This is a genomic window from Poseidonibacter lekithochrous (assembly GCF_018861145.1).
GTDB classification, from domain to species: domain Bacteria; phylum Campylobacterota; class Campylobacteria; order Campylobacterales; family Arcobacteraceae; genus Poseidonibacter; species Poseidonibacter lekithochrous_A.
This window is the reverse complement of the sequence record NZ_JAHKQT010000044.1, coordinates 62853-87523: the sequence shown is the minus strand read 5'-3', so window position 1 is coordinate 87523 and position 24671 is coordinate 62853. Positions and strand designations below refer to the sequence as shown.

28 protein-coding genes are annotated in these 24671 nt (G+C 27.2%); 21 read left to right on the top strand and 7 right to left on the bottom strand.

Features of this window, described 5'->3' with window-relative positions; all coding sequences use genetic code 11:
* The first annotated feature begins 75 nt into the window (after positions 1 to 75).
* Positions 76 to 690, top strand: a complete 615-nt coding sequence (locus tag KO488_RS15100; protein ID WP_216059636.1) for a 2'-5' RNA ligase family protein — start codon at positions 76 to 78, stop codon at positions 688 to 690.
* Between the two features lie 15 nt (positions 691 to 705).
* Here the strand turns inward: KO488_RS15100 and KO488_RS15095 are convergent, their stop codons facing one another.
* The 4 genes from KO488_RS15095 to KO488_RS15080 are packed head-to-tail and all read right to left on the bottom strand — an operon-like array spanning position 706 to position 3789.
* On the bottom strand, positions 706 to 1611 hold the full coding sequence (locus tag KO488_RS15095; protein ID WP_216059635.1) for a vWA domain-containing protein: 906 nt from the start codon (positions 1609 to 1611) through the stop codon (positions 706 to 708).
* The gene (locus KO488_RS15090) at positions 1601 to 1999 is read right to left on the bottom strand and encodes a hypothetical protein (protein WP_216059634.1); all 399 of its coding nucleotides are present in this window, start codon (positions 1997 to 1999) and stop codon (positions 1601 to 1603) included. The genes KO488_RS15095 and KO488_RS15090 overlap by 11 nt, the downstream gene beginning before the upstream one ends.
* Entirely contained in the window at positions 1999 to 2832 is an 834-nt protein-coding gene (locus KO488_RS15085; protein WP_216059633.1) for a DUF58 domain-containing protein, read from the bottom strand. The genes KO488_RS15090 and KO488_RS15085 overlap by 1 nt, the downstream gene beginning before the upstream one ends.
* A gap of 3 nt (positions 2833 to 2835) precedes the next feature.
* A complete protein-coding gene (locus KO488_RS15080; RefSeq protein WP_228319244.1) occupies positions 2836 to 3789 on the bottom strand; it encodes an AAA family ATPase in 954 nt (317 codons plus the stop codon).
* A gap of 259 nt (positions 3790 to 4048) precedes the next feature.
* Between KO488_RS15080 and rpsB the strand changes: the two genes are divergently transcribed.
* The 5 genes from rpsB (at position 4049) to gmk (ending at position 8053) form a co-directional block, all read left to right on the top strand.
* On the top strand, positions 4049 to 4834 hold the full coding sequence (gene rpsB / locus KO488_RS15075) for a 30S ribosomal protein S2 (protein WP_216059632.1): 786 nt from the start codon (positions 4049 to 4051) through the stop codon (positions 4832 to 4834).
* Between the two features lie 2 nt (positions 4835 to 4836).
* Positions 4837 to 5883 carry a translation elongation factor Ts gene (tsf, locus tag KO488_RS15070; RefSeq protein WP_216059631.1) on the top strand — a complete coding sequence of 349 codons (1047 nt, stop codon included), beginning with the start codon at positions 4837 to 4839 and terminating at the stop codon, positions 5881 to 5883.
* A gap of 63 nt (positions 5884 to 5946) precedes the next feature.
* The gene (locus KO488_RS15065) at positions 5947 to 6600 is read left to right on the top strand and encodes an ABC transporter ATP-binding protein (protein WP_216059648.1); all 654 of its coding nucleotides are present in this window, start codon (positions 5947 to 5949) and stop codon (positions 6598 to 6600) included.
* Positions 6597 to 7439 (top strand): hypothetical protein, encoded by an 843-nt coding sequence (locus KO488_RS15060; protein ID WP_216059630.1) that lies wholly within the window; start codon positions 6597 to 6599, stop codon positions 7437 to 7439. The genes KO488_RS15065 and KO488_RS15060 overlap by 4 nt, the downstream gene beginning before the upstream one ends.
* A complete protein-coding gene (gmk, locus tag KO488_RS15055; protein WP_216059647.1) occupies positions 7439 to 8053 on the top strand; it encodes a guanylate kinase in 615 nt (204 codons plus the stop codon). Before KO488_RS15060 ends, gmk begins: the two co-directional genes overlap by 1 nt.
* A 3-nt stretch (positions 8054 to 8056) precedes the next feature.
* Here gmk and KO488_RS15050 read toward each other — a convergent pair whose 3' ends face one another.
* Positions 8057 to 9682 carry an EAL domain-containing protein gene (locus KO488_RS15050; RefSeq protein ID WP_216059629.1) on the bottom strand — a complete coding sequence of 542 codons (1626 nt, stop codon included), beginning with the start codon at positions 9680 to 9682 and terminating at the stop codon, positions 8057 to 8059.
* 99 nt (positions 9683 to 9781) lie between these two features.
* Here KO488_RS15050 and KO488_RS15045 point away from each other — a divergent pair, with 99 nt between their 5' ends.
* Both KO488_RS15045 and ccoS read left to right on the top strand, forming a co-directional pair.
* Positions 9782 to 12223, top strand: coding sequence for a heavy metal translocating P-type ATPase (locus KO488_RS15045; RefSeq protein ID WP_216059628.1), 2442 nt, complete (start codon positions 9782 to 9784; stop codon positions 12221 to 12223).
* A 14-nt stretch (positions 12224 to 12237) separates the two neighbouring features.
* The gene (gene ccoS / locus KO488_RS15040) at positions 12238 to 12489 is read left to right on the top strand and encodes a cbb3-type cytochrome oxidase assembly protein CcoS (protein ID WP_216059627.1); all 252 of its coding nucleotides are present in this window, start codon (positions 12238 to 12240) and stop codon (positions 12487 to 12489) included.
* A gap of 19 nt (positions 12490 to 12508) precedes the next feature.
* Here ccoS and KO488_RS15035 read toward each other — a convergent pair whose 3' ends face one another.
* The gene (locus tag KO488_RS15035) at positions 12509 to 12796 is read right to left on the bottom strand and encodes a c-type cytochrome (protein WP_216059626.1); all 288 of its coding nucleotides are present in this window, start codon (positions 12794 to 12796) and stop codon (positions 12509 to 12511) included.
* Positions 12797 to 12998: 202 nt separating this feature from the next.
* On the opposite strand from KO488_RS15035, the gene KO488_RS15030 reads away from it, so the two are divergent.
* The 7 genes from KO488_RS15030 to KO488_RS15000 all read left to right on the top strand — a co-directional run bounded on the left by KO488_RS15030 (position 12999) and on the right by KO488_RS15000 (position 18240).
* Positions 12999 to 13601 carry an ATP-binding cassette domain-containing protein gene (locus tag KO488_RS15030; RefSeq protein ID WP_216059625.1) on the top strand — a complete coding sequence of 201 codons (603 nt, stop codon included), beginning with the start codon at positions 12999 to 13001 and terminating at the stop codon, positions 13599 to 13601.
* A complete protein-coding gene (gene hemH, locus KO488_RS15025; RefSeq protein WP_216059624.1) occupies positions 13588 to 14514 on the top strand; it encodes a ferrochelatase in 927 nt (308 codons plus the stop codon). The genes KO488_RS15030 and hemH overlap by 14 nt, the downstream gene beginning before the upstream one ends.
* 8 nt (positions 14515 to 14522) lie before the next feature.
* On the top strand, positions 14523 to 15068 hold the full coding sequence (amrA, locus tag KO488_RS15020) for an AmmeMemoRadiSam system protein A (protein ID WP_216059623.1): 546 nt from the start codon (positions 14523 to 14525) through the stop codon (positions 15066 to 15068).
* The gene (amrB, locus tag KO488_RS15015) at positions 15068 to 15850 is read left to right on the top strand and encodes an AmmeMemoRadiSam system protein B (protein ID WP_216059622.1); all 783 of its coding nucleotides are present in this window, start codon (positions 15068 to 15070) and stop codon (positions 15848 to 15850) included. Before amrA ends, amrB begins: the two co-directional genes overlap by 1 nt.
* Positions 15851 to 16606, top strand: coding sequence for an ElyC/SanA/YdcF family protein (locus KO488_RS15010; RefSeq protein ID WP_216059621.1), 756 nt, complete (start codon positions 15851 to 15853; stop codon positions 16604 to 16606).
* A gap of 63 nt (positions 16607 to 16669) precedes the next feature.
* The gene (locus KO488_RS15005; RefSeq protein WP_216059620.1) at positions 16670 to 17413 is read left to right on the top strand and encodes a metal ABC transporter ATP-binding protein; all 744 of its coding nucleotides are present in this window, start codon (positions 16670 to 16672) and stop codon (positions 17411 to 17413) included.
* A gap of 11 nt (positions 17414 to 17424) precedes the next feature.
* Positions 17425 to 18240 (top strand): metal ABC transporter permease, encoded by an 816-nt coding sequence (locus KO488_RS15000; protein WP_216059619.1) that lies wholly within the window; start codon positions 17425 to 17427, stop codon positions 18238 to 18240.
* A gap of 49 nt (positions 18241 to 18289) precedes the next feature.
* Here KO488_RS15000 and KO488_RS14995 read toward each other — a convergent pair whose 3' ends face one another.
* Positions 18290 to 18739: a hypothetical protein gene (locus KO488_RS14995; RefSeq protein ID WP_216059618.1), complete on the bottom strand. Its 450-nt coding sequence runs from the start codon at positions 18737 to 18739 to the stop codon at positions 18290 to 18292.
* Between the two features lie 169 nt (positions 18740 to 18908).
* Here KO488_RS14995 and KO488_RS14990 point away from each other — a divergent pair, with 169 nt between their 5' ends.
* From KO488_RS14990 to KO488_RS14965, 6 genes are all read left to right on the top strand, one after another.
* Positions 18909 to 19736 carry a S1 RNA-binding domain-containing protein gene (locus tag KO488_RS14990; RefSeq protein ID WP_216059646.1) on the top strand — a complete coding sequence of 276 codons (828 nt, stop codon included), beginning with the start codon at positions 18909 to 18911 and terminating at the stop codon, positions 19734 to 19736.
* A gap of 88 nt (positions 19737 to 19824) precedes the next feature.
* Positions 19825 to 20361: a thiol peroxidase Prx-SUH gene (gene prx-suh / locus KO488_RS14985; RefSeq protein ID WP_216059617.1), complete on the top strand. Its 537-nt coding sequence runs from the start codon at positions 19825 to 19827 to the stop codon at positions 20359 to 20361.
* An 87-nt stretch (positions 20362 to 20448) separates the two neighbouring features.
* Positions 20449 to 21651: an NnrS family protein gene (locus tag KO488_RS14980; protein WP_228319239.1), complete on the top strand. Its 1203-nt coding sequence runs from the start codon at positions 20449 to 20451 to the stop codon at positions 21649 to 21651.
* Positions 21652 to 21742: 91 nt separating this feature from the next.
* Positions 21743 to 22702 carry a protein-methionine-sulfoxide reductase catalytic subunit MsrP gene (gene msrP / locus KO488_RS14975; protein ID WP_216059616.1) on the top strand — a complete coding sequence of 320 codons (960 nt, stop codon included), beginning with the start codon at positions 21743 to 21745 and terminating at the stop codon, positions 22700 to 22702.
* Positions 22702 to 23265 carry a sulfite oxidase heme-binding subunit YedZ gene (locus tag KO488_RS14970; RefSeq protein ID WP_216059615.1) on the top strand — a complete coding sequence of 188 codons (564 nt, stop codon included), beginning with the start codon at positions 22702 to 22704 and terminating at the stop codon, positions 23263 to 23265. The genes msrP and KO488_RS14970 overlap by 1 nt, the downstream gene beginning before the upstream one ends.
* A 153-nt stretch (positions 23266 to 23418) precedes the next feature.
* On the top strand, positions 23419 to 24669 hold the full coding sequence (locus tag KO488_RS14965; protein ID WP_216059614.1) for a ferritin-like domain-containing protein: 1251 nt from the start codon (positions 23419 to 23421) through the stop codon (positions 24667 to 24669).
* Positions 24670 to 24671: the final 2 nt, after the last annotated feature.

The following is a 24671-nucleotide window of genomic DNA, read 5'->3' as shown; positions in this document are numbered from 1 at the left end:
TATTCTTGTGAACTTTGAGAACCTAATTTTATTTAATCCATTGTAATATTCAAAAAAAAGGTTTAATCAATAATTATGTTCTCAAAATTTCTAGAATCAAACACTACATATCCAATTCAATTACAAGATTTTCCTACATGGCACAAGGGTATAAAGTATTTTGGTTTTTGGGCGATTGAGGTGTCAAGTTCTACGTGTGAGCATAAAATAAAAAGTTACCAGAATCATTTATCTTCTTTTTTGCATCCTAATTATTTACGTCAAGCTCATATTACTTTAGTTGCTTCTGGTTTATTATCTGATGAGTATTTTTCTGAAGATTTACTAAAAAGACAGATTGAAAAACTTGAGATAAGTGATATCAAACAATTTTCTTTAAAACTAAAAGGTTGGAATAGTTTTTCTACTTGTCCTTATCTTGCTATTGAGGATTCTTTTTCTAACTTGGATTCTGTTCGTAAGGTTTTGAACAATACTTCAGAAGAGGTTGATGCAGCTGATTATACACCACATGTTACTTTAGGATTTTATAACGAAGAGTATAAGTCATTGGAAATAGTCAAAAATATTTCTGATTTTTCTTTGCCTGATATTGAATTTAAAGTTGAGAAAATAGTATTTGCTCAATACGAAACTAAAGATATTCAAGGTCCTTATGAAGTTTTACATCGTATTAAATTATCTAAATAAATTTTATCTCTGTACTTACTCTTTATTTTTTAAATAAATAAAAAGTATCAAAAATAAAACTGCAAAAAAGAGGGGATAAAAGAATAAGTATTCTTTTAATATTATTTTATTTTGATCAATTTTAGATTTTTCAAGTTTATTAATATCTTCATAAATAGCACTTAAATCTTCTTTTGAATAAGCGGTATAAGATTTTGCATTTGATGACGATGATATATGATTTAAAACTTGTTTATTCGAATTTCCTATCCCTATAGTATAAGCTTTTATATCATATTTTTTAAGTAGTTTAATTACCACTTTTAGAGGAATTTTACTTATATTATCTGCCCCATCACTTAATACTATAATTACATTTGATTTTGCTTTTTTATCTTTTAAAATATTTACACTTCTTGCAATAGAATCTAAAAGTGCTGTATTATTTCCCGCCATACCAATTTCTAAATAATCGATGATTTCTTTTTGTGCATTTTTATCAAAACTAAGAGGGCTCGCCATCATTACAGAATCACCAAATATTAATAAACCAATATTATCTGCTGGTCTTTTTTGCATAAAGTCTTTTACAATCTCTTTTACAACATCAAATCTATTTTTTGTCCTATCCTTTTTATCTAAATCATTATAATTCATAGAACCACTTGCATCAAGGTCTAATAATATATTTATTCCATCATTTTTTATAAGTTGAGTATCTTTTTCTTTTATAGGAGAAGCAAGTGAAATTATTGCTAGGGAAATTATTAGATATTTTAGTATATTGATTACAAGACTTGATTTTTGATTTGACTTTTTAAATATATTCAAGTGTGGAATATAATAACTTGGACTTTTAGCTTTACAGTAGATTGAACAAAATATAAATAGAAAAATCAATGATAAAATATAAGGGAACTCAAAAGTAATATTATTTAACATCTAATATATCCAATAAAGTTGTTAGTTTATTCTTAATATTAGTATCAATATCTGAGACTTCTTTTTTATATTTGTAAGCTTCAAGGTCATTTATCAACTCATTTGCTAATCTTTTCTCTCTGTCTTCTCTTACTAATAATCTTAAATATTTTGTGATAGTATAGGCATCTCTTTTGGGCTCTTTAAACTCTATATCTTTTAAAATATTAAAATATGTTTTTCTTTTATTTATTTTCTTATTTTTAAAGTATTTAATTATATATACAATAATACTAATTACAATTATAAAAGCAATAAATACTAAGCTAAAATAAATAAAAATAGAATTATCTGGAATTTTAACAATGTCTTTAATATCATTAATTTTTAAAGAAATATTTTCATTCATTATTTTAATAATCCTGCTAATTTTTTAATTGGGTCTTCATCTGTATATATTTTTGTAAATCTAATAGCATTGTCTTGAAAATGTGTAAATAGTTTGTGGTCATTCTCTTTTACATTTTTTATATAGGCTTCTATTGTATTTGAGTTCAGTATACCTTCAAAGTTTTGACTTGTACTTGGGTCATTGAAGTTTACATTTCCTAATTCAACTGGTTCTTCTTCAAATTTATCTCTTATAATGATTGCAAAAACTTCATGTTTTTTTGATAATAGTTTTAAATCAAGTTTTTCAATATCAAAAAAATCTCCTATTAAAAAGATTATAGATTTATGATGTATTGTTTTAAATAACTCATTTGTAATATGTGGATAATTAATAGTTTTACCAATAACATTATAGTTATAAATTTGTTCAGCCATTAGATTTACATTAAATATTTGCTTAGATTTTTTAGTACAAATTTTACAAGTTTCATTTGCAATATAAGAAGCAAAAGGATCTCCTTGTTTTACACAAATAAATCCTAAAGTACTAGCAACTTCAGTTATTAAATCTTGTTTAAATTTCATTGTTCCAAAATAAGTTGAACCATTTAATAAGTTAACTATTTTAATATTTAATTCTTTTTGCGTATGAAAAACTTTTACATAAGGTTTTTGCATCTTAGCACTTGTAATCCAATCAATATTTTTTACATCTTCACCATACTCATACTCTTTTAATTCACAAAAGTCATAACCTTCACCTTTTTGTAGTGAAGTATTATTTCCAATGATTTCAGAGAAAACTTGTTTTTTAGTTTTAATAAGTATTTTTTTTAAAGATTGATGCATTGTTTATGGAATATCTACTTTTTCTAAGATTTTTTGAATTACGGTATCTATATTTATCTCTTTTGCTTGTGCTTCATATGTTAAGATAATTCTGTGTCTTAAAACATTTTTTATAACCATCGTAATATCAAGAGGAGATACATAATCATTTCCTCTTATAAATGCATTTGCTTTTACTGCTTTAAACATATCAATTGTAGCTCTTGGACTTGCTCCGAAATGAATAACATCACTTAATTCTTCTAAATCATAATCTTTAGGATTTCTCGTAGCATCAATAATATTTACAATATACTCTTCAAGTTCTTTATCTATATGAATATTTAAAACTTCTTGTTTTAAAGCTTCTAAGGTTTGTTTATCTATGATTTTGTTTATTGGTTCAAAAGAGCTCATTGTAACTTTTTTTGCAATTTCATACTCTTCTTCTTTATTGTTATAATCAACAACAATTTTAAACATAAATCTATCTAGTTGAGCTTCAGGAAGTGTATAAGCACCTTCTTGTTCAATTGGATTTTGCGTTGCAAGTACTAAAAATGGAGTATCGACTTTAAAAGAATCATCTGCAATTGTAACTTGTCTTTCTTGCATAACTTCAAGAAGGGCTGATTGTACTTTTGCTGGTGCTCTATTTATTTCATCTGCAAGTAAAAGGTTTGTAAATATTGGACCTTTTCTTATTTTAAATGAAGACTCTTTCATATCATATATTTGCGCACCTATAATATCACTAGGTAATAAATCAGGAGTAAATTGAACTCTTTTAAAATCTAAATCGATTGAATCAGCAACAGCTTTAACTGCAGTTGTTTTAGCAAGTCCTGGAACACCCTCTAGCAAAATATGTCCATTTGTAAGCAGTCCAATAAGAATTGAATTAATCATTTCTTCTTGTCCTACAACACCTTTATGTATCTCTTTTCTTAAGTTAGTTAATTTATCATGGAAACTCAAATATAACCCTTATTTTTAATTGATTTATTTTATCAAAGATATTATTCTAAAAACTTAAAAAAGTTAATGTTTAAGCGTGATATTCAAAAATTATATACTCTTAAAGATAAATTAAACTTAAGTTAGATAAAATCACGGTTCTAATTTCGTATTAGAAACCTCACATGTATCATTCCTGGTATGGGTTGTGACTAAATTTATTTAGACATTAAGGGATACAGAGGCTAAACCCAAATTTAAAATATACAAGGAAATTGTAATGGTTACAATGAAAGACTTATTAGAATGTGGTGTACACTTCGGTCACCAAACAAGAAGATGGAATCCAAAAATGAAAAAATTCATTTTCGGTGTAAGAAAAAATATTTATATTATTGACTTACAAAAAACATTAAGATATTTCAGATATACATATAATGTAGTAAGAGATAGAGCTGCTGAAGGTCAAACAATGATCTTTGTTGGTACTAAAAAACAAGCTTCTGAAGCTGTTAAAAGAGCTGCAGAAAATTGTAACATGCCATACGTTAACCACAGATGGTTAGGTGGAATGTTAACTAACTACGGAACAATTAAAAAATCAATTAGAAAATTAGAAATTATCAAAAAGATGAGAGAAGAAGGTCAATTAGACTTACTTACTAAAAAAGAAGCATTAATGCTTACTAGAAAAGAAACTAAGTTAGAATTATACCTTGGTGGAATTAAAGAAATGCATACTATTCCAGACATGATGTTTGTATTAGATGCTGTTAAAGAAAAAATTGCTATTCAAGAAGCTAGAAGATTAGGAATTACTGTTGTAGCTCCTTTAGATACTAACTGTGATCCAGATGTTGTTGATTTACCAATTCCAGGTAATGATGATGCAATTAGATCAATTCAATTATTCTGTAACGAAATGGCTGCAGCAATGAATGAAGGTAAAGCATCAAGAGAAGAAGTAGTTGAAGAAGAAGCTCCAGTATCAGAAGAAGAAGCGGCAGAAGTTGTAGCTGAAGCTGTAACTGAAGGTGAAGCTGAAGTTAAAACTGAGGAAGCGTAATTATGGCAGGAGCAACTCCAAAATTAATTAAAGAACTTAGAGCGATGACTGGTGCGGGTATGCTTGATTGTAAAAATGCACTTAATGAAACTGAAGGTGATTTAGATAAAGCTGTTCAAAACCTAAGAGAAGCTGGTCTTGGAAAAGCTGCTAAAAAAGCTGGAAATGTTGCTGCTGAAGGTGTTATTGCTGTTAAAGTTAATGACAATAACACTCAAGCTACAATGTTAGAGCTTAATGCACAAACAGATTTCGTTGCTAAAAATGAAAACTTTTTAAACTTAACTCAAGAGATCGTATCTCATGCACAAGATAATGGAATTGCTGATGCTGATGCACTAGCAGCTTCTACTATTAATGGTGTTGAGTTTAGTGAATTCTTAAACGGAAAAATTGCTACTATTGGTGAAAACATAGTTGCAAGAAAAGTTACTTCAGTTACTGGTGACGTTGTAAATGCATACGTTCATACAAATGGTAGAGTTGGTGTTTTATTAGCTGCAACTTGTGATGAAGCAGCTAAAGAAAAAACTGCAGCATTATTAAAATCATTATGTATGCATGCATCTGCTATGAAACCTACAGTAATTGCATATACTGATTTAGATCCTGCTTTTGTAGAGTCTGAAAATAAAGCAATCGTTGCAGAAATTGAAGCAGAAAATGATGAATTAGTTAGATTAAAAAAACCTTTAAAAAATATTCCTCAATTCGTTTCAAGATCACAATTAACTGAAAGTGCAGTTGCTACTGAAAAAGAAGCAATGAAAGCTGCATTAATTGAGCAAGGTAAACCTGAGAAAATTATTGATAATATTATCAAAGGACAAATTGCTAGATGGATTGATGATAACTGTCAATTAGATAGCAGATTTGCATTATTATCGCAAAGCTATGTAATGGATGACAAAAAAACTGTTGAGCAAGCAATTGCTGACGTTGATGCATCTATTAAATTAACATCTTACATCAGATTTGAACTTGGTGAAGGTATTGAGAAAAAAGAAGAAGATTTTGCTGCAGAAGTTGCTGCACAAATGGCTAAATAATAAATATTTAACTTCGATATAAAAGGATCAGTTGTGAGTGAAAAAGAATTAAAAAAGTCACTCATGACTGATGATCTTTTGCTTCAAGCAAATAACATCTCTCATAAGTTCGATTATGAACTATTTAACAATATTACATTATCTCTAAAGAAAAAAGAATCAATCGCAATTATAGGTATGAGCGGAAGTGGTAAGTCTACTTTTTTAAATATTTTATCATCTTTATTAACTCCATTTTCTGGTGAAGTAATTTATGATAATAAAAATTTATACTCCTTAAAACAAAAGAAGCTTTTAAATATAAGAAGAGAAGATTTTGGTATAATTTTTCAGGCACATTATTTATTTAGAGGTTTTACAGCAGGTGAAAACTTAGATATTGCTACTCTTTTAAGTGGAGAAGAAGTATCAGGAGAATTACTTGAAGATTTAAAAATTAATCATGTTTTAAATCAAGGTGTTGGTGAGTTAAGTGGTGGACAACAACAAAGACTTTCAATTGCCCGAATTATGACTAAGAAACCAAAAATTATATTTGCAGATGAACCAACTGGAAATTTAGATAAAGAAACAGCTAATATTGTGATGGATACACTTTTTAATTATATTAAAAATAACGATGCAGGCTTAATACTAGTTACTCATGAGCATGAGTTAGCTAATAAGTGTGACAAAGTTTATAAACTAGAAAACTTAATACTACAGGAGTTAAAATGACTTTGCTATTAATATGTGAAACAGCAATTATAGAACAAATTTTTTCACTTGTATGTAAAAAATTAAATATTGATTTAACAATAACAAAATCAAATGACGTAAATGAAAAATATGATTTAATAGTTATTGATCAGAATTTCATTGATGATAAGTTTAATATAATTAAGCAGTTTTCAAAAAAACTTGGTGCAATTTCTAGCGAAGAATTACCTTTTGATAAATCAAGAGATTTTATAATTCCAAGACCTTTTTTACCTACAAAATTACAAGAGATTTTAAAAGAACAATTTAGTATTATAAATGAAGATGATATTTCTTTAAAAAATGATGAGTATAAAAATACTAGTACTTATATCGATTCTAATGTATATAATACACATAAAGATGAATATGAAGAAGATGAAGAAGTAACTGTTCCTATTATCACTGATTATGTTGAATCCTTAGCGGAGGATGTTTATTTAGATATTGAAGAAGATAATGATGAAAGTATAGTTACTTTAGCTTCTTTAAATAATGGTGGTATTTTAGATAATTCAGAATTATCTAAAATAAATGATATTTTAAAAGAAGAAGTTATTCATAATGAAATTGTAATGAATAAGAATGATTGGAAAGATATCTCAGATATTATTGATGATGCATTAGATGAAGTTAAAGAATATGAATTCGATTTAAATGAACCTACTTCAAATGAAAATATTTTAAAACTTGTATTAAGCGATTATAATATTACAGAATTAAAACCATTACTTGAAAAATTCAATCAAGATACAATTGATAGACTTTCTCATGGTGAGAGTATTGATATTAGGTTAGTATTAAAGGATGAAAATTGATTAGTGAAAAAAAAGGCGCAATATTAATATTATCAGGACCTAGTGGTTGTGGTAAATCAACTTTATTAAAAGAAGTTTATAAAGAAATAAATGACTACTACTTTTCAATTTCAACAACTACAAGAGAACCAAGAGTTGGAGAAGTTAATGGTGTTGATTACTTCTTTGTTTCAAAAGAAGAATTTGAACAAGATATTAAAGATGATAATTTCTTAGAGTATGCACTTGTTCATGGAAATTATTATGGGACATCTTTAAAGCCTATTAATAAAGCCTTAGAAGAGAAGAAACTAGTAATTTTTGATATTGATGTTCAAGGGCATGAGTTAGTACGAAATAAGCTTGATTCTATTGTAACTTCTGTATTTATTACAACTCCATCATTAAAAGTTTTAGAAGATAGATTAAATAATAGAAATACTGATGAAAAAGCAGTGATTGAAAATAGAATTAAGAATGCTAAAGCTGAAGTTGAATATTTTAGAGATTATGATTATTTGATTATAAATGATAATTTAGAAGAGGCTTCAAAACAATTAGTTTCAATTGCAAATATTACAAGAGTTAAAACAAAACTACATGATAAAAATTTGATTGTATCAAGTTGGTTATAAGACCTACTTGATATCTTCATATCCTACAGGTCTATTAAAGTAATAACCTTGACAATAATCTATTCCTAACTCTTTTATCTTTTCATAAATTTCTTCACTTGATACATATTCTGCAACAGTTTTTACTTTAAACTCTTTAGAGAAATTAGCGATAGTACTTACAATAATTTCTAAATCTTTAGATGTCGTAATATTCTCTATTAATGAACCATCAATTTTTACAAAATCAATATCTAGTAGTGTTAGTAAGTTAAAGTTAGAGTATCCAGCTCCAAAATCATCTACTCCAACTGAACAGTTGAATTTTTTTACATTTTTTATAAATTTAGTAACTTCATTAAAATCAGAAATCTCTTCAGATTCTAATATTTCAAATTCTAAAAGACTTGTATACTCTTTGTTCTTTTCTAATATTTCATATATAAAAGCTGTTGTTTCATCATTTGCTATATCATCAAATGAAACATTTACAGATACTCTTTTATTTTTCTTTTTAATTAATTCAAAAGAGTCATTGATAATTATTTTAATAATATTAGGATAAAGTTTTGTTCTTTTTGCAACATCTAAGAATTTTGCTGGTGCAATTTCTTTCCCATCATGTGTTATATATCTAATTAAAGCCTCATATTTATAAACTTCTTTTGTCTTAGTATTTACTATTGATTGGAAATATGCTTTAAACAAGTTGTCTCTAAAACCAATTTTAACTTGTTTAACCCATTTTATATTTTCTTCAAAAGATTCTTGAATATTAAAAGATTCATTATAAATCATAATTCTTTGATGTTTAGCTCTTGCATAATTAATAACTCTTTGAGTATATTTATATGCTCTTGAACCATCACCTTTTGCAATACCTATAGTAATATTAATATCAATTTCTTCCTCATTTATACATAATGCATCTTTTTCAATTTTATCTGCAAAGGCACAACATTGATCATAAAAAGTTGAAACATCTAATTCTTTATTTAATGATACGATTGCAAACTTATCTGCATCCATTCTATAAATTTCAAAGTCAGGACTATCAAAATAATTTTTTAATAGATTTGCTAATTCATGTAAAATAATATCACCATTTGTTTCACCAAAAAGGTCATTAATTGTTGAAAATTCATCTATATCTAAAAGAGCCATTAGCTCAATATTTTTATCTTGTTCTAAATCTTTTTTTAGTCTATTTCTATTTGGAAGATTAGTTAATTTATCAATATATAAATCTTTTAATTCATGATAAAGAAGTGATTGTGACATTACTTGTAATAGTTTTGATATATCAATTGGTTTTAATACATATTTGTCAATACCAATATCAATTGCTTCTAATAAGTATTCTTTGTTTGAAAATGCAGTGGCCACAATAATTGGGATGTTTAAATTGTGTTTTTTAATCTCTTTTACCATTTCTAAGCCATTAAGAATTGGCATATTAACATCAGTTATAATTAAGTCAATTTCATTTTCATGTTCTCTAAATAAATCAAGACCTTCTTGACCATTTTTTGCAACATACTGTTTCTTTGTGAAGCCTTTTAAAATTTGATGAGTAACCTCTCTTAAATCTTTTTCATCTTCAGCATATAATATAGTAACGTTTTTTAGTATTGATATATTGTTTATCATTAAGAATCACTCCAATGTTATTAGGGTATAATAACATAATATAACATAATAAATAAAGCAAAACTAATAAAATAATAAAATATTGATAGGAAGTTATGAGTGTCCCAAGTAAAATGTAATCATTGTCATTTGAGTTTTGATAATGAAATTATGATAAAAGAAGATGAGTTAAACTTCTGTTGTAAAGGCTGTCAGGGAGTTTACCATTTACTTAAAAGTGATGGCCTAGATTCTTTTTATGATAAGTTAGGGAATAAAACTATTACTCCTCCTTTGAATTTGGATGATGACGATATTTCAAAATTTGATACTGATAGCTTTATGAATAACTATACAACTATAAATAAAGATGGTTTCTACGAAGTTGACTTGATTATTGAAGGAATTCATTGTGCTGCATGTGTATGGCTAAATGAAAAAATACTTCATGATACTAAAGGTTTAGTTGAGGCCAATATAAATTTTACTACAAATAAAGCAAAGGTAATTTGGGATGGGGATGAGTTAAAATTATCTGATATTATATTAAGAGTTAGATCTATTGGATATAACGCGTATGCATATGATTCTTCTATTGCAGATGAAAAAGCAACAAAGGCAAAACGTGAATACTTTATAAAAATGATGGTTGCAGTAATTGCAAGTATGAATATCATGATGTTAAGTGTTGCAAAATATACTGGTTTTTTTACAGGAATTACACCAGAAGTTATGCATATGATTCATATAGGTGAGTTTTTATTAGCTACACCTGTTTTATTTTATTCTGGATGGGTATTTTTTAAAGGTGCATATTATGGCCTAAAAAACAAAATTTTAAATATGGATTTCCTTGTAAGTTCAGGTGCACTTCTAACCTACATATACTCATTATTTATTTTATTCGGTGCAAAAGGCGAGAGTTATTTTGATTCAGTTGCGATGATTATTACTTTTGTATTAGTTGGAAAATATCTTGAAGTAATAGGAAAAAAATCAGCAGTTGATACACTTGATAAAATAAAATCTTCACTACCTTTAGAAGCTGTTGTAGTTGATGGTGAGAATAAAAAGCAAGTAGCTTTAAATAGTATAAATATTGGAGATATTATTGAAATTAAAACAGGTGATAAAGTACCTGTTGATGGTGTGATTGTAAAAGGTGAGGGTACTTTTGATGAAGCTAGTTTAACAGGTGAATCAGTTCCTATTTTTAAAAAAGTAGGTGATACTGTTTATAGTGGAACAATAAATAGTAATAATTTAATACACTTTGAAGTTACAAAAAATTTTAAAAACTCTACTTTTTCATCAATTGTTACATTGCTTGAAGATTCTTTAAACTCTAAACCACAAATTCAAAATAAGGCAAATGAATTTTCAAAAGGTTTTACTGTATCTATTTTAACTCTATCTTTATTAACTTTTGTTGTTTGGTATTTTTTTGGACTTGATTTAGGGTTTGATTATGAAGGGACTAATCATTTTGAAAAGTCATTTATTGTAGCAATCTCTGTAATCGTAATAGCCTGTCCTTGTGCACTTGCCCTTGCTACTCCAATTGCAAGTTTAATAGGAATATCAGAGCTAGCTAAAAAAGGTTTATTATTTAAAGAGGCTAAGTTTATTGAATCACTTGCAAAAGTAAATGCTGTAGTATTTGATAAAACTGGGACTTTAACAAAAGGTGAACTCTCAGTTGTAAAAGCTTCAATATTAAATGAAGATAAACAAAAACTAAATTTACTTTACTCTCTTTTAGATACATCAACTCATCCTATTAGTAAATCTGTTAAAAAGTATTTACTTTCAAAATATGATTTAAAATCACAAAAATTAAGTAATGTTAAAAATATTGATGCAAGAGGTATGAGTGCTGAATTTATTAATACAAATACATCTAAAACATTAAAATTACTTGGTGGAAGTCTTGATCTTATTTTAGATGAGAAAATACAATATGATTTAAAAGTTGAAAATAGTGTCTATGTTTTTGCAATTAATGGTGAAGTAATTGCAAGTTTTGAACTTGTTGATGAAGTAAAAGATTATGCTTTTGAATTAATTGAATTTTTACAAAAAAAAGATATTGAAGTTATAATGTTAACAGGAGATAATGATCAAGTTGCATCTAAAATATCTACTTTGTTAAATATTAAAAAATATCTATCAAAACAGACACCTATTAGCAAAGCTGAATATATTAAAAAACTAAGAAGCGAGGGGAAAATTGTTGTGATGGTTGGAGATGGAGTTAATGATAGTGTTGCTCTATCAAACTCTGATGTTGCAATTGCAATGGGAACATCTGCTGATATCTCTATGGAAGTTTCTGATATTGTCTTATTAAATTCATCATTAATATCTTTAAAAGATGCCTTTGAAATTTCAAATAAAACATATAAGTTTATAAAGCAAAATTTAGTTATATCTTTAGTATACAACTTAATCACAATTCCTTTTGCAATGTTTGGGTATGTGATTCCTTTAGTTGCTGCATTATCTATGAGTTTAAGTTCATTAATAGTTGTACTGAATTCATTTAGAATTAAAATTAAATAGAAAAAGGAAAATAAATGATAGATGATACACTTTTTTTTATGTTAATAGTTGGGATAATAATATCCGCAGGTTTATTACTTTTATTTGTATGGGCTGCAAAAAATGGGCAATTTGATGATTCAAATAAACTTATAGATGGAATGTTGTTTGATAGTACAGATGATTTAAATGATGCTATTAATAAAGAAAGAAAAATAAAAGAAGCCAAAGAAGCTAAGGCTTTAAAAATTGAAGAAAAAGAAAAAGCTAGTCATAAAAATGACTAGCTTTAAAAAATAAAATTAATTACATTGCTGCAATTTGTTTTGCTAAATCAGCAATATCCTCGTCAGATAATCTCATAGCTTGACCTTTCATAACGGCTTTCATTGCGCCACCATAAGAACCATCTTTATATCCATTTAAAGCAGCAGTTGTTTTAGCAACATCCCAACCAGCAATAATATGTGATTTTCCTAAAGCTTTTTTCTCAGCTTTTTGTCCATGACATGCAGCACATGCAGCGAAAGATGCAGCAGATAAAGTTACTGCTGTTGCAGCTGCAACTAATGTAGTTAATACAAGTTTTTTCATTATTTTCTCCTTAAAATTAGAACAAATATTCTAGCTATTTTTTCTTTTTCTTAGCTTAATAATTTATATTAAAAGCTAAGTATAAATAGGAGTGTTACAAATAATTGTAGATTAATTGTGTTAATAATGTTTATGATATTTTAATTTTGCAAATATAAAGGCATATTTTTATATAGTATCTATTAAATTTAAGGTGATAATATTGAATAACGAATTTATTTTAGATATAAAAAATCTAGATTTCTCATATAAAGAAAATGCTCCTATTTATAAAAACTTTTCGCTGTCATTAACACAAGGTGAATTAATAACTATTTTTGGGAAAAGTGGAAGTGGGAAAACAACTCTTTTTGAGTTAATAATGGGAACAATAAAACCTCAAAAGGGAACTATAGAAAAAAAAGATTTAAGTCTTATTTTTCAAGATCCATATAATTCATTTCATCCCACATACTCAATATTTGAACAATTAGAAGATGTAGTACGAAGAGATTTTTCAAAAGAATTAAAAGATTTTTTAAAAGAACTAAATTTAGAAAGAAATTTACTTGATAAAAAACCTCATGAGCTAAGTGGTGGACAGTTGCAAAGATGTTCAATTTTAAGAGCACTTTTAATGAAACCAAAACTATTACTTGTAGATGAACCAACATCTGCATTAGATAATATCATGGCATATGATGTAATGAAACTTCTTATAAAATATTTAGATTCATGTGCAATATTATTAATAACACATGATGAGCAAATGGCAAAATGGTGTAGCGATAAAATAATAAGGTTAGAAGATAATGCAAAAAACTAATAAAGCAATAGTACTACTTAATATGGGTGGAGCACGAAGTAAAGATGAATTAAAAATGTTTTTAACAAATATGTTTAATGACGAAAATATATTAACAGTAAATCCAATTTTACGTAAATTAATAGCATTTTTTATTGTAAATTCAAGACTTAATTCGGCATGGAAGAATTATGAAGAAATTGGAAATGAGTCTCCTATAAATAAATTAACAGAACAATTAGTTTCAAAAGTAAATAATAAAATAGACGAATATAAAACATATCAAGTTATGAGATATACTCCACCTTTTTCTAAAGATGTAATAAAACAGATGAAAGAAGATGGAATTGAAGAAGTGATTCTTCTTCCTTTATATCCACAATATTCTACAACTACAACAAAATCCTCATTGGAAGATTTCCAAAGATATTCAAAAAATGCCTTTAAAACTAGAATAATTGAACCTTTTTATAAAAATGAATTATTTAATAATTGTATAATAAATGAAATAGTAAAAAATGTTGAAAATCCTAGTGAATATAATCTTCTATTTTCAGCTCATGGTTTACCTCAAAACATAGTTGATGCAGGTGATCCTTATGAAAAGCAAATGATTGAACATGTTGATATTTTAAGTAATATCTTAAGACAAAGAGGTATTGAATTTAACTCAATATCTTTAGCATATCAATCAAAAGTAGGGCCATTAAAATGGTTGGAACCATCACTTGATGATGCATTACTTGATTTTAAAGATGATAATGTACTTATCTATCCTCTTGCTTTTATTGTTGATAATTCTGAAACAGATTTTGAATTAACTATTGAGTATAAAGAAATTGCTGAAGAAATAGGTGTAAATGAATACAAAGTTTGTAAATGTGTAAATGCAAGTGATGAATTTATTGAAGCCATTAAAGATATTATAAAATAAGGGTTCTTATGAGTGAAGATATATTGTTAAAAATTGCACATGATTCAATCAAATCAAAATTTGATGAGACAGTAAAAATAGATAAAGAAGAGCTACTTAAAAACTACCCTTTTTTAGAAGAACCAGGTGCCTGTTTTGTAACATTAAAATTAGATAATGAGCTAAGAGGATGTATTGGAAGTTTAGAAGTATATGGAATGTTAATCGATGATATTGTTGAAAATGCTTATAATGCTGCTTTTTTAGATCCAAGGTTTTTAGAATTAAGTGAAGAAGAGTATGCAAAAATAGATTTAGAAATATCTATTTTAACTCCTGCTTTAAAACTAGAATACACTAGCTTAGAAGATTTAAAATCAAAAATAAAAGTTGGAACGCATGGTGTAGTTTTACAAGATGAAGATTCTCGTTCAACATTTTTACCACAAGTATGGGAACAAATTCCTAGCTTTGAAGAGTTTTTTAAACAGTTATTACATAAAGGTAGTTTTGAAGAAGATGCCTTAGAAAAAGGTATTGATGTATCTATTTATGAAGTTATAAAGGTGAGATAGTGAGTATTAGAAAAACTGTTGTTGCAGGAAGTTTTTACCCTAATGAGAAAAAGGAACTTCTTTCTTTAATTAAAAGTTTTTCTAAGATTGAAACCCAAAATAGTTTTGAACATATAAATGCAATAATCACACCACATGCAGGATTTATTTATAGCGGGAACCTTGCAAATAAATCTTATTTTTTATGCTCAGAACAAAATCCTAAAAGAGTAATAGTAGTAGGTCCTTCTCATCATGTTTATTTTGAAGGCTCACATATTTGTTTAGATGATGAGTATGAAACGCCTTTGGGAAATATTCAAGTAGATACTGAGTTTTCAAAAGATTTAAAAGAAAAATATAGCTTTTTAAATATAAATGAAGAATGTACATTTGAACATTCAACTGAAACACAAGCCCCTTTTATAAAATATCATTTCCCAAATGCAAAAATTATAGAAATAATATATGGAAATCAGGACTTTAATACATTGAGTGAATTAATAGCTGAGGTAATAAAAGATAAAGATAACCTTCTTGTAATTAGTACTGATTTAAGTCATTTTTATTCTTTAGAAAAAGCCAAAGAACTTGATCTAAATTGCATAAAAGGGATTGAAAAGAAAGATATGTCAATCTTAGAAAATAGTGAAGCTTGTGGAAAAATAGGAATTAAAGCTATTTTAAAAATAGCAATTAGTAAATCATTAAATGCAAAAGTATTAGATTATAGTACAAGTTGTGATGTGACTAATGATAAATCAAGAGTTGTAGGATATACAACTGCTCTTATAGGAAAGTAGATGTTTCTTTTTAAAAAAATTATTTCAGCTTTCTTATTACCAGTTCCCTTAGGCCTTTTTATACTTTTTCTAGCTTTATATTTTTTGCTTATAAACTCATATGCAAAAGCAAAATTTTTTTTAGTTTTAGGTTTTTTATGGTTTATTCTTTTATCTTTTCAACCTATTTCCAATGCAATTATAAATCCTTTAGAAAACTCACATAAAGCACTATTTGATATTCCTAAAGTTGAATATGTGTTAGTTTTAGGCTCAGGACATATTACAAATGAAAAGTTAAGTATTACTTCTCAATTATCAAGTACTGCTAGTATTCGTATAAATGAAGGTATTAGAATTTTTAAAATTTTGGAAGCAAAAGATGAAAATACTAAGATTGTATTTTCAGGATATAAGGGCTTTGATAAAAATTATCACTCGTTTATGGCCTCGCAACTTGCAATATCATTAGGTGTAAAAAAAGATAAAATAAGAAAACTTGATAAGCCTAGAGATACAAGAGAAGAAGCCATTGAAATGAAAAAGATTGTAGGAGAGAAACCTTTCATTTTAGTGACAAGTGCTTCACATATGAAGCGATCAATCTTACTATTTAAAAAGCAGGGCTTAAATCCAATTGCAGCTCCAACATACAATTTGGCAGATGTTTCTAAAAGTTATAGTAATATATTCTCAAGTGAGAATTTATATAAAGTTAAAGTAGCTTTTCATGAATATATCGGACTTGTATGGGCTTATATAAGAGCTTATATTTAAATAAAAGATAATTTAACCAAAAGTTAGCTACAATTGCGACCTTGTTGCAAATAAAGGTAAATATTGGAAATACTAAATATAAAAGAATTATCTTATTCTTATCAAAATAACTTTAAAGTTTTAGAAAATATCAATCTAACTATTCAAGATGATGATTTTTTAGCAATCATTGGCCCAAATGGTGGAGGAAAATCAACTCTATTAAAACTTATTTTAGGTTTATTAAAACCTCAAAATGGTGTGATAACAAAAAATATTAAAAATGAATTAATAGGCTATGTTCCACAAAATACAAACTTAAATCTTGACTTTCCTATAACTGCATTAGAAGTTGTTCTCATGGGACATATAGGAGGGGCTAAAAAACTTTTTGGATATAACAAAGCAGATACAGATTGTGCAATGCACTCACTTAAAAAAGTTGGAATGGAAGAGTTTGCAAATAGAAAAATAGGTGACTTAAGTGGAGGTCAAAGGCAAAGAGTCTTTATAGCTCGTGCTTTATGTTCAAATCCAAAAGTAATGCTCTTAGATGAACCAACGGCAAGTATTGATGTAAAAGGTCAAAATGAAATTTATGAACTATTAAAAGAGTTAAATAAGCATATATGTATAGTAGTAGTTAGTCATGATATTTCTATTTTATTAAATTATGCAAAGAATGTTGCTCATGTAAATAAAAATATTGTTTATCATGCTTTAGAAAAAATACAAAAAGATATAAATACTACAGATGAACATTTATGTGAAGTTGAACTTTTATCAGCTTTAGGTAAAACACAAGTTTGCTGTGATCATAAGCATTAATAGGAAATGAAATGTTAGAAATATTAGAATATGATTTTATACAAAATGCACTAATATCAGGAGTTTTAATCTCAATTGCTGCTGGTATTATTGGCTCATTAGTTGTTGTAAATAAGATTACTTTTTTAGCTGGAGGAATTGCTCATAGTTCTTATGGTGGAATTGGAATTGCAATTTATTTAGGTTTACCTGTATTATTTGGTGCAACTATTTTTGCGATAATCACGGCTGTAATTATTTCAATATTAACACTAAATAATAGAAATAGAGTAGATGCCATAATCGGTATGATGTGGGCTTTTGGAATGGCAATAGGAATTGTCTTTGTAGATTTGACACCTGGATATAATGTAGACTTGATGTCTTATTTATTTGGTTCAATTATTGCAGTTTCAAGTGATGATATTTTATATATGACAATTTTAGATATTTTTATTATCTCAATAGTTGTATTTTTCTATAAAGAGATATTAACAGTTTCATATGATAGTCAATTTGCAAGATTACGGGGAATTAATGTAAAGTTCTTTTATACACTTATTTTAATCCTTGCGGCTTTATGTGTGGTTGCTGCAATTAAAGCAGTTGGCTTAATTTTAGTAATTGCATTGTTAACAATACCAACATATCTGGCAGAAACTTTTGCTAATAAACTATCTTCAATGATGATTTTAAGCTCAATACTTGCAACAATATTTACTATCTTAGGACTTGGAATATCATATGTATATGATATTAGTTCAGGAGCTAGTATTATTATTGTGGCCGTTGTGATTTTAACAATTGTAAAATTGATTAGAAGATATTTTATCTCAAGAATTAAGTGATAGAGGTATAAGTACAAATCCTCTTATTTAAATGAGGATTTGTACTAGTTTACTTTTTTGAAGATGATAAGCTTTTAAGAGAGCTTAAAATATTATATTTTCTTAAGTTAAGTAAGTTTATAGTTGATGTTATCAAAATAAAAAGTGCAATAATTACAAGAGGCATCTTAGGTTGATCTCTAAGAAGAAACTCTGCTAATAACGCACCTGTCATTGCACCTATTCCATATAAATAAAAAAATGCTGTATATATTAATTCTTTAGATTGAGTTTTTACTCTACCTCTTATTAATAAATAAAAACTAATAAAAAAACCTACGCAAGCTATAAGAATAATAACTCCTGTAAATAATCTAAAAAATGTAGGATCTATTCCCATAGGTTTAGCCATTTCTATAAAAGCCTGAACTGAAATTGGCCAAGCAAAAAACTTCGATATAACAAATCTTACTAAAAGAAGACCGCTTAAAAGTGTTGTGATTTTTACAAATATATTCATATATTTCCTTATTGTATTTAATAAACATTATTATAGAATAAGTATTCTAAAATGTCAATAGCTTAAGTAGTAGACCTAGAAAAGTTATATTTAGCTATAATAATAAAAATTTAAACGAACGGAATAACTAAAAATGATTGAAAATCGAGAAGTAAAAAAAGAACAAATAATAAATGAAAGAATATATGTAGGTGAAATAAATAAACTTGCTGTATATAGAAAAAGTGAACCAGGTATTTATTTAATCAGTGAAGATAGAGAAGAAGTACTTCTTCCTAATGCTTATGTAACAAATGAGATGGAATTAGGCTCTTTTTTAGATGTATTTATTTATACAGATAGTGAAGATAGATTAGTAGCAACTACTCTTGATCCATATCTTTATGTAAATGAATTTGCATATTTAGAGATTGTAGATACTGCACCTTTTGGAGCTTTTGTTGATATTGGATTACCTAAAGATATTTTAGTTCCTAAAAATAAACAAAGAAGTATTTTTCACAAAGGACATTTTAAAGTTCTTAAAATGATTCTTGACGAAAAAACAGATAGATTAATCGCTACTGAAAAATATACACTAGATCAAGATATCAAAGGTTTAGAAGAAAAAGATGAGGTAGAAATTTTAGTATATTCTAAAACTCCTCTTGGATATAAAGTAATTGTAAATGATTTATATGATGGGATGATTTTCCATACAGAAATCTTTGAAAATGTTTATTTTGGAGATAGAAAAAGAGCTTATGTTAAAAAAATAAGAGATGATAATAAACTTGATATCTCTTTACAAGAAATTGGTAAAAAAGTTAAAGATGATAAAGTTTATGAACTCTTAGTTCAAAATGGTGGAAAAATGAACTTTACATATAAGAGTGATGCAGAAGATATTAAAAAAGCATTTGGTGTTAGTAAAAAAGCTTTTAAAGCAACACTAACAAAATTATTAAATGATGATAAAATTGTTTTAGAAGATAACTGTATTAGAGTTAAATCGTAACAGTTTAAAATTGATTGGTCTCAATTAAGACAATATTTATCCGAATTTATTATAATGTCAAGAAATATTAAAAATAAAAGGAAATTATATGGCAACAACAAAATTAAAAGGTAATGAAGTAGAATTAAGTGGAGCAGAAGTTAAAGTTGGTGATAAAGCACCTGTCGTAACTGTTGTAGCAAAAGATTTATCTGATGTTCAAATCGGTGGAGAAAATGGTAAATCACAAGTAATTGTAGTCGTACCATCATTAGATACAGCAGTATGTGCAGCAGAGACAAGAAAATTCAACGAAAAAGCAGCAAAAATTGAAAATGCTGAAGTAATTGTTGTATCTATGGATTTACCATTTGCAATGGGTAGATTTTGTACAACTGAAGGAATCGAAAACTTAACTGTTGGTTCAGATTTCAGAGCTAAAGCTTTTGCTAAATCTTATGGTGTATTAATTGCCACTGGACCATTAGCTGGTGTAGCTTGTAGAGCAGTTTTTGTAGTTAATGCTTCAGGTGTTATTACTTACAAAGAAATTTGTCCAGAGATTACTGAAGAGCCAAACTATGATGCCGCACTTGCAGCATTAAGTGATGCAACATCAACTTCTTGTTGTGGGACTTGTCAATAATCAAGGTTTTGATTATTACAATTTGATATACTTCAAAAAGTTAAAAAGAGTCACTTTTTAAGTGGCTTTTTTATTTTAGGAGATGATATGTCAGATATATTGAATACATGGTACAAGAAGTTTTCTTCTCAGCCTCACCAACCTTTTTTCACAAACGGAATTATATTTTTTATTTTATTTATGATGCTTTTTATAGCTTCATACTCAAATGTTTTAAGTTTAGATAATAGTATTTTAACTTACCACGCATACACAATGATTTTTGTTGTATTTATTCAGTTTTTTCTAGGTTTTCTTTTTGTAGTTTTCCCAAGATTTTTATCACAAGCTGAAATCTCACCAAAAATATATATGCAACAATTTCAACTTTATTTCATAAGTTCTATTGGTATTCTTCTAACATTAATAGTTCTACCAAGTATTACTATTCTTTTTCAAATTTTAATGCTTCTTGCTCAAATATTGAGTTTTAAATTACTTTATTCAATTCACAAAAAAAGTATCGTTGCTGTAAAAGAAGATACAAAATGGATATTAATAGCATTTTTAACAGGAATCTTAGCTCACTTTTTATTTATTATGAGTTCTTTTGATTTTACATATTCTCTTACAGTTGCACATTTTGCGACAAACGTAGGCTTCTACCTATTTTTATTTATGATAATATTTACTGTTTCTCAAAGAATGATTCCATTTTTTACAAAAACAAAAGTACCTACTTATGTAGTAAATAAGTCAAAAAATCTACTTCCTATTATTTATGGATTATTAACTCTAAAAATCTTTTTACTAGCATTTGAAAATAATGCTTTAAATCTTTTTGCAGATATTCCATTATTGATTGTATTTACAAGAGAGTTAATAAAATGGAATCTTCCTACGTTTAAAGTTACTGCTATTATGTGGGTTTTATTTATTTCATTATATTGGATACCTTTTGCTTTCTTTATATCTGTTATTGAATCTTTTATGTATATATATAATCCAGAAATCATTTTTGAAAAAGCTGTAATTCATACTTTAGCTTTAGGTTATTTTGTAACTGTATTAGTTGGTTTTGGAACAAGAGTTGTTTTAGGGCATTCAGGTGTTACACCATTTGCGGGGAAGTTTGCGATTACGATATTTATTGCTATTCAAGTAATTGCCTTTTTAAGAATATTTACTTCATTTTCTTTAAACTTTGATTTAAACTATATTTTCTTACTTAATTTTACTGCCTTCCTTTTAGTAGCTGGTTTAATTATTTGGTCAACAAAATATCTTACAATTTTAATCAAAGGCAAATAATCAAAAAATAAATCTTTTCTAAACACGCCCTTTACACTAAATATATATAATCATCAAAAGAATATAAATACTTAGAGTAAAAGGGTAAATTATGAATATAATAAAAAAACCAACGTGGGATATCTCATCATCAGAAGTGACACCTGAAGAATTATTTAATAAAAGAAGAACTTTTATTAAACTTGGAGCTGCATCATTAGTAGCATCAGGTGCTTTAATTGAAGCACTTGCAAAAGATGATATTCCTGTTCCTAACTTACAATATTTAAAAGATAAAAATATCAATAACCTAAAACTAAATACTTATGAGCAAATCACAACTTATAATAACTTTTATGAATTTACAACATCTAAAAAAGGTGTAAAAGATATGGCTCATACTTTAAAAACAGATAATTGGGAAATAGAAATTGATGGATTAGTTGAAAAACCTATTAAAATTCAATTAGATGATTTAGTAAAAAACTTTTCAATTGAAGAGAGAATTTATAGATTTAGATGTGTTGAAGGTTGGTCGATGGTTGTCCCTTGGAATGGATTTTCCCTTGCAAGTTTAATTAAGTTTGCTAAACCTTTATCAGGTGCAAAATATATTAGATTTGAGACTAAATATGATGAAAAGATGTTCCCTGATCAATCACGTGGAGTTTTCTCAACTATTGATTATCCTTATGTTGAAGGTCTTAGAATGGATGAAGCTATGAATGAATTATCGTTTATGGCAACTGGACTTTATGGTTCTACACTTCCAAATCAAAATGGAGCACCTTTGCGATTAGTTGTACCTTGGAAATATGGTTTTAAATCTATAAAATCTATTTCAAAAATAACATTTGTAGATAAAGCACCATTAAACACATGGCAAAGATCGAATAAAAAAGAGTATGGATTTTATGCAAATGTAAATCCAAATGTAGATCATCCAAGATGGTCTCAAAAAAAAGAAAGAGTTCTAGGAAAGTTTTTGAAACAAAAAACTTTAATGTACAATGGCTATGAAAAAGAAGTTGCACATATGTATACTGGAATGGATTTGAAAAAGTTTATTTAATGAAACGATTATTAATATATCTAGTACTACTAGTTCCTTTAGCCGTGTTAAGCTTGCAAATCTTAGTTTTAGAAGATGTAGTTGACCCTATAAAATATATATATACAGTTACAGGTGTAACCGCGACTGTAATACTATTTTTTTCAATTACAATTTCATTAATTAGTAAAAAAATAAACTTTATGAAATATAGAAGATTAATAGGTTTATTTGGCTTCTTTTATGCTTTTTTACATTTAGTAAACTTTGTAGTTTTTGATGCAGAGTTTGATCTTGCATTTATTATTGAAGAGACAATTGATAAGCCATTTGTTTATTTAGGAATGATCGCATTTTTTATACTTTTATTTATGACTCTTACATCAACAAAGAGCTTATTTAAAAAGTATAAAAAACAACATCAGTTTATATATTTAGCTTTAATCTTAATAACAATACATTTTATAATGGCACAAAAATCAATAACTATTCTTCAATTAGGATATATAGCAATAATTTTCATACTAGCATATTGTAAGCTTTTGCAAAAAATTATGAAAGGAAGTACTCTTTCTTCGCGATAAGTACTCCTTCTTTTTTATTTGAAATAGTAGTATATGGTAAATCTTTTTTTACTTTTTTTTAAATAATATATGATACTATTATAAACATAGGTCTCAGGTTGAGATTCCATCACAATTAGATGGATTAAAATTAATCAACTTCTGGAGATTTATTTGAATTCACTCAATCATTCTATATCAATACAAACAGGTAATCTTCCTCCTTCTAAAGAGCTTTTTTTAAGGCTTGAAAATATTTTTCTAATTGCAACTGTTGGTGAAATAATCGAAATTGTTTCCTTAAAGTCAAATATTGAAATTGAGCTTCGTGGCTGGTCAAGATTGCGAGGACATATTTATTTAGGACGAGAAAGTTTAAAACAACTTTATTCTTATAAAATCAAAAAAAGTGGTCATGATAGTTTTTCTAAAAAACCATCTTGGGGCAAAAAGATGAAAGGAATTGATACTTCAAATCCTAAACTAAAAGACTTAGAACTTTCAAGTGAAATATTATCTAAAGCACCAGATGAAAATGGTTTAATGACAAGAGGAATGGTAGGACAAGATGGCACGCCATGTTATGATTTTGAACTCTCACATAAAGAGCAAGTTTGGTCAAAGTCTGTATCTTCTTTATATGAAGAAGGAAAACATGCCCAGTGGAATGCTACTAGGGATATAGCATGGAATGAAATTCCTGAGTTTAATCCAATTATGGAAAAAGCAATTTGTCAAATAATGACTTATCTAGTTGAAAATGAGTTTTCAGCTTTATATATCCCTGGAAAGTTTATTAGTAAAATTAATCCTTATTATATGGAAGTGCCACTATTTTTATCCTCTTTGATGAATGATGAAGCCAGACATATAGAAGTTTTTACAAAACGAGCTAATGCAAATGGGGGAGGGTTTCAGTACTCAAGTGAAGTTACACAACGATCACTTTATTCTCTTTTTAAAGAAGATGATTATCTAAAAAGTTCTTTTTTACTTCATGTTATGGGAGAAGGTACTTTTATTGACCTTTTAAACTTTTTAGAAAAATATATGCCAGATGATGCAACTAAAAAAATCATAAAACTTTCAAAAAGAGATGAAATACGTCATGTTGCTTATGGTATGGAACATGTTCGTTCTGCAATTGAACAAAATCCAAATAGAATAAATGCTTTAAAAAATAGTGCATATCAAAGAAAAGAGTTTATGGATGAAGTAAATACTGAATCCTCTATGCTTTTAGAATCCTTATCAATATTAGCAGGAGGAAGTGATTCTGCTACTGACTTTAAAAGAGGGTTTGATTTAGTTGAAGAGTTAAAAAAAACAATGAATGAAAACAGAATTAAAAGATTAATACAAATAGGTATGGATGAGGATTTAGCGCATGATATTTCTAAAGTTCATACACCAAATTTTATGTAGGA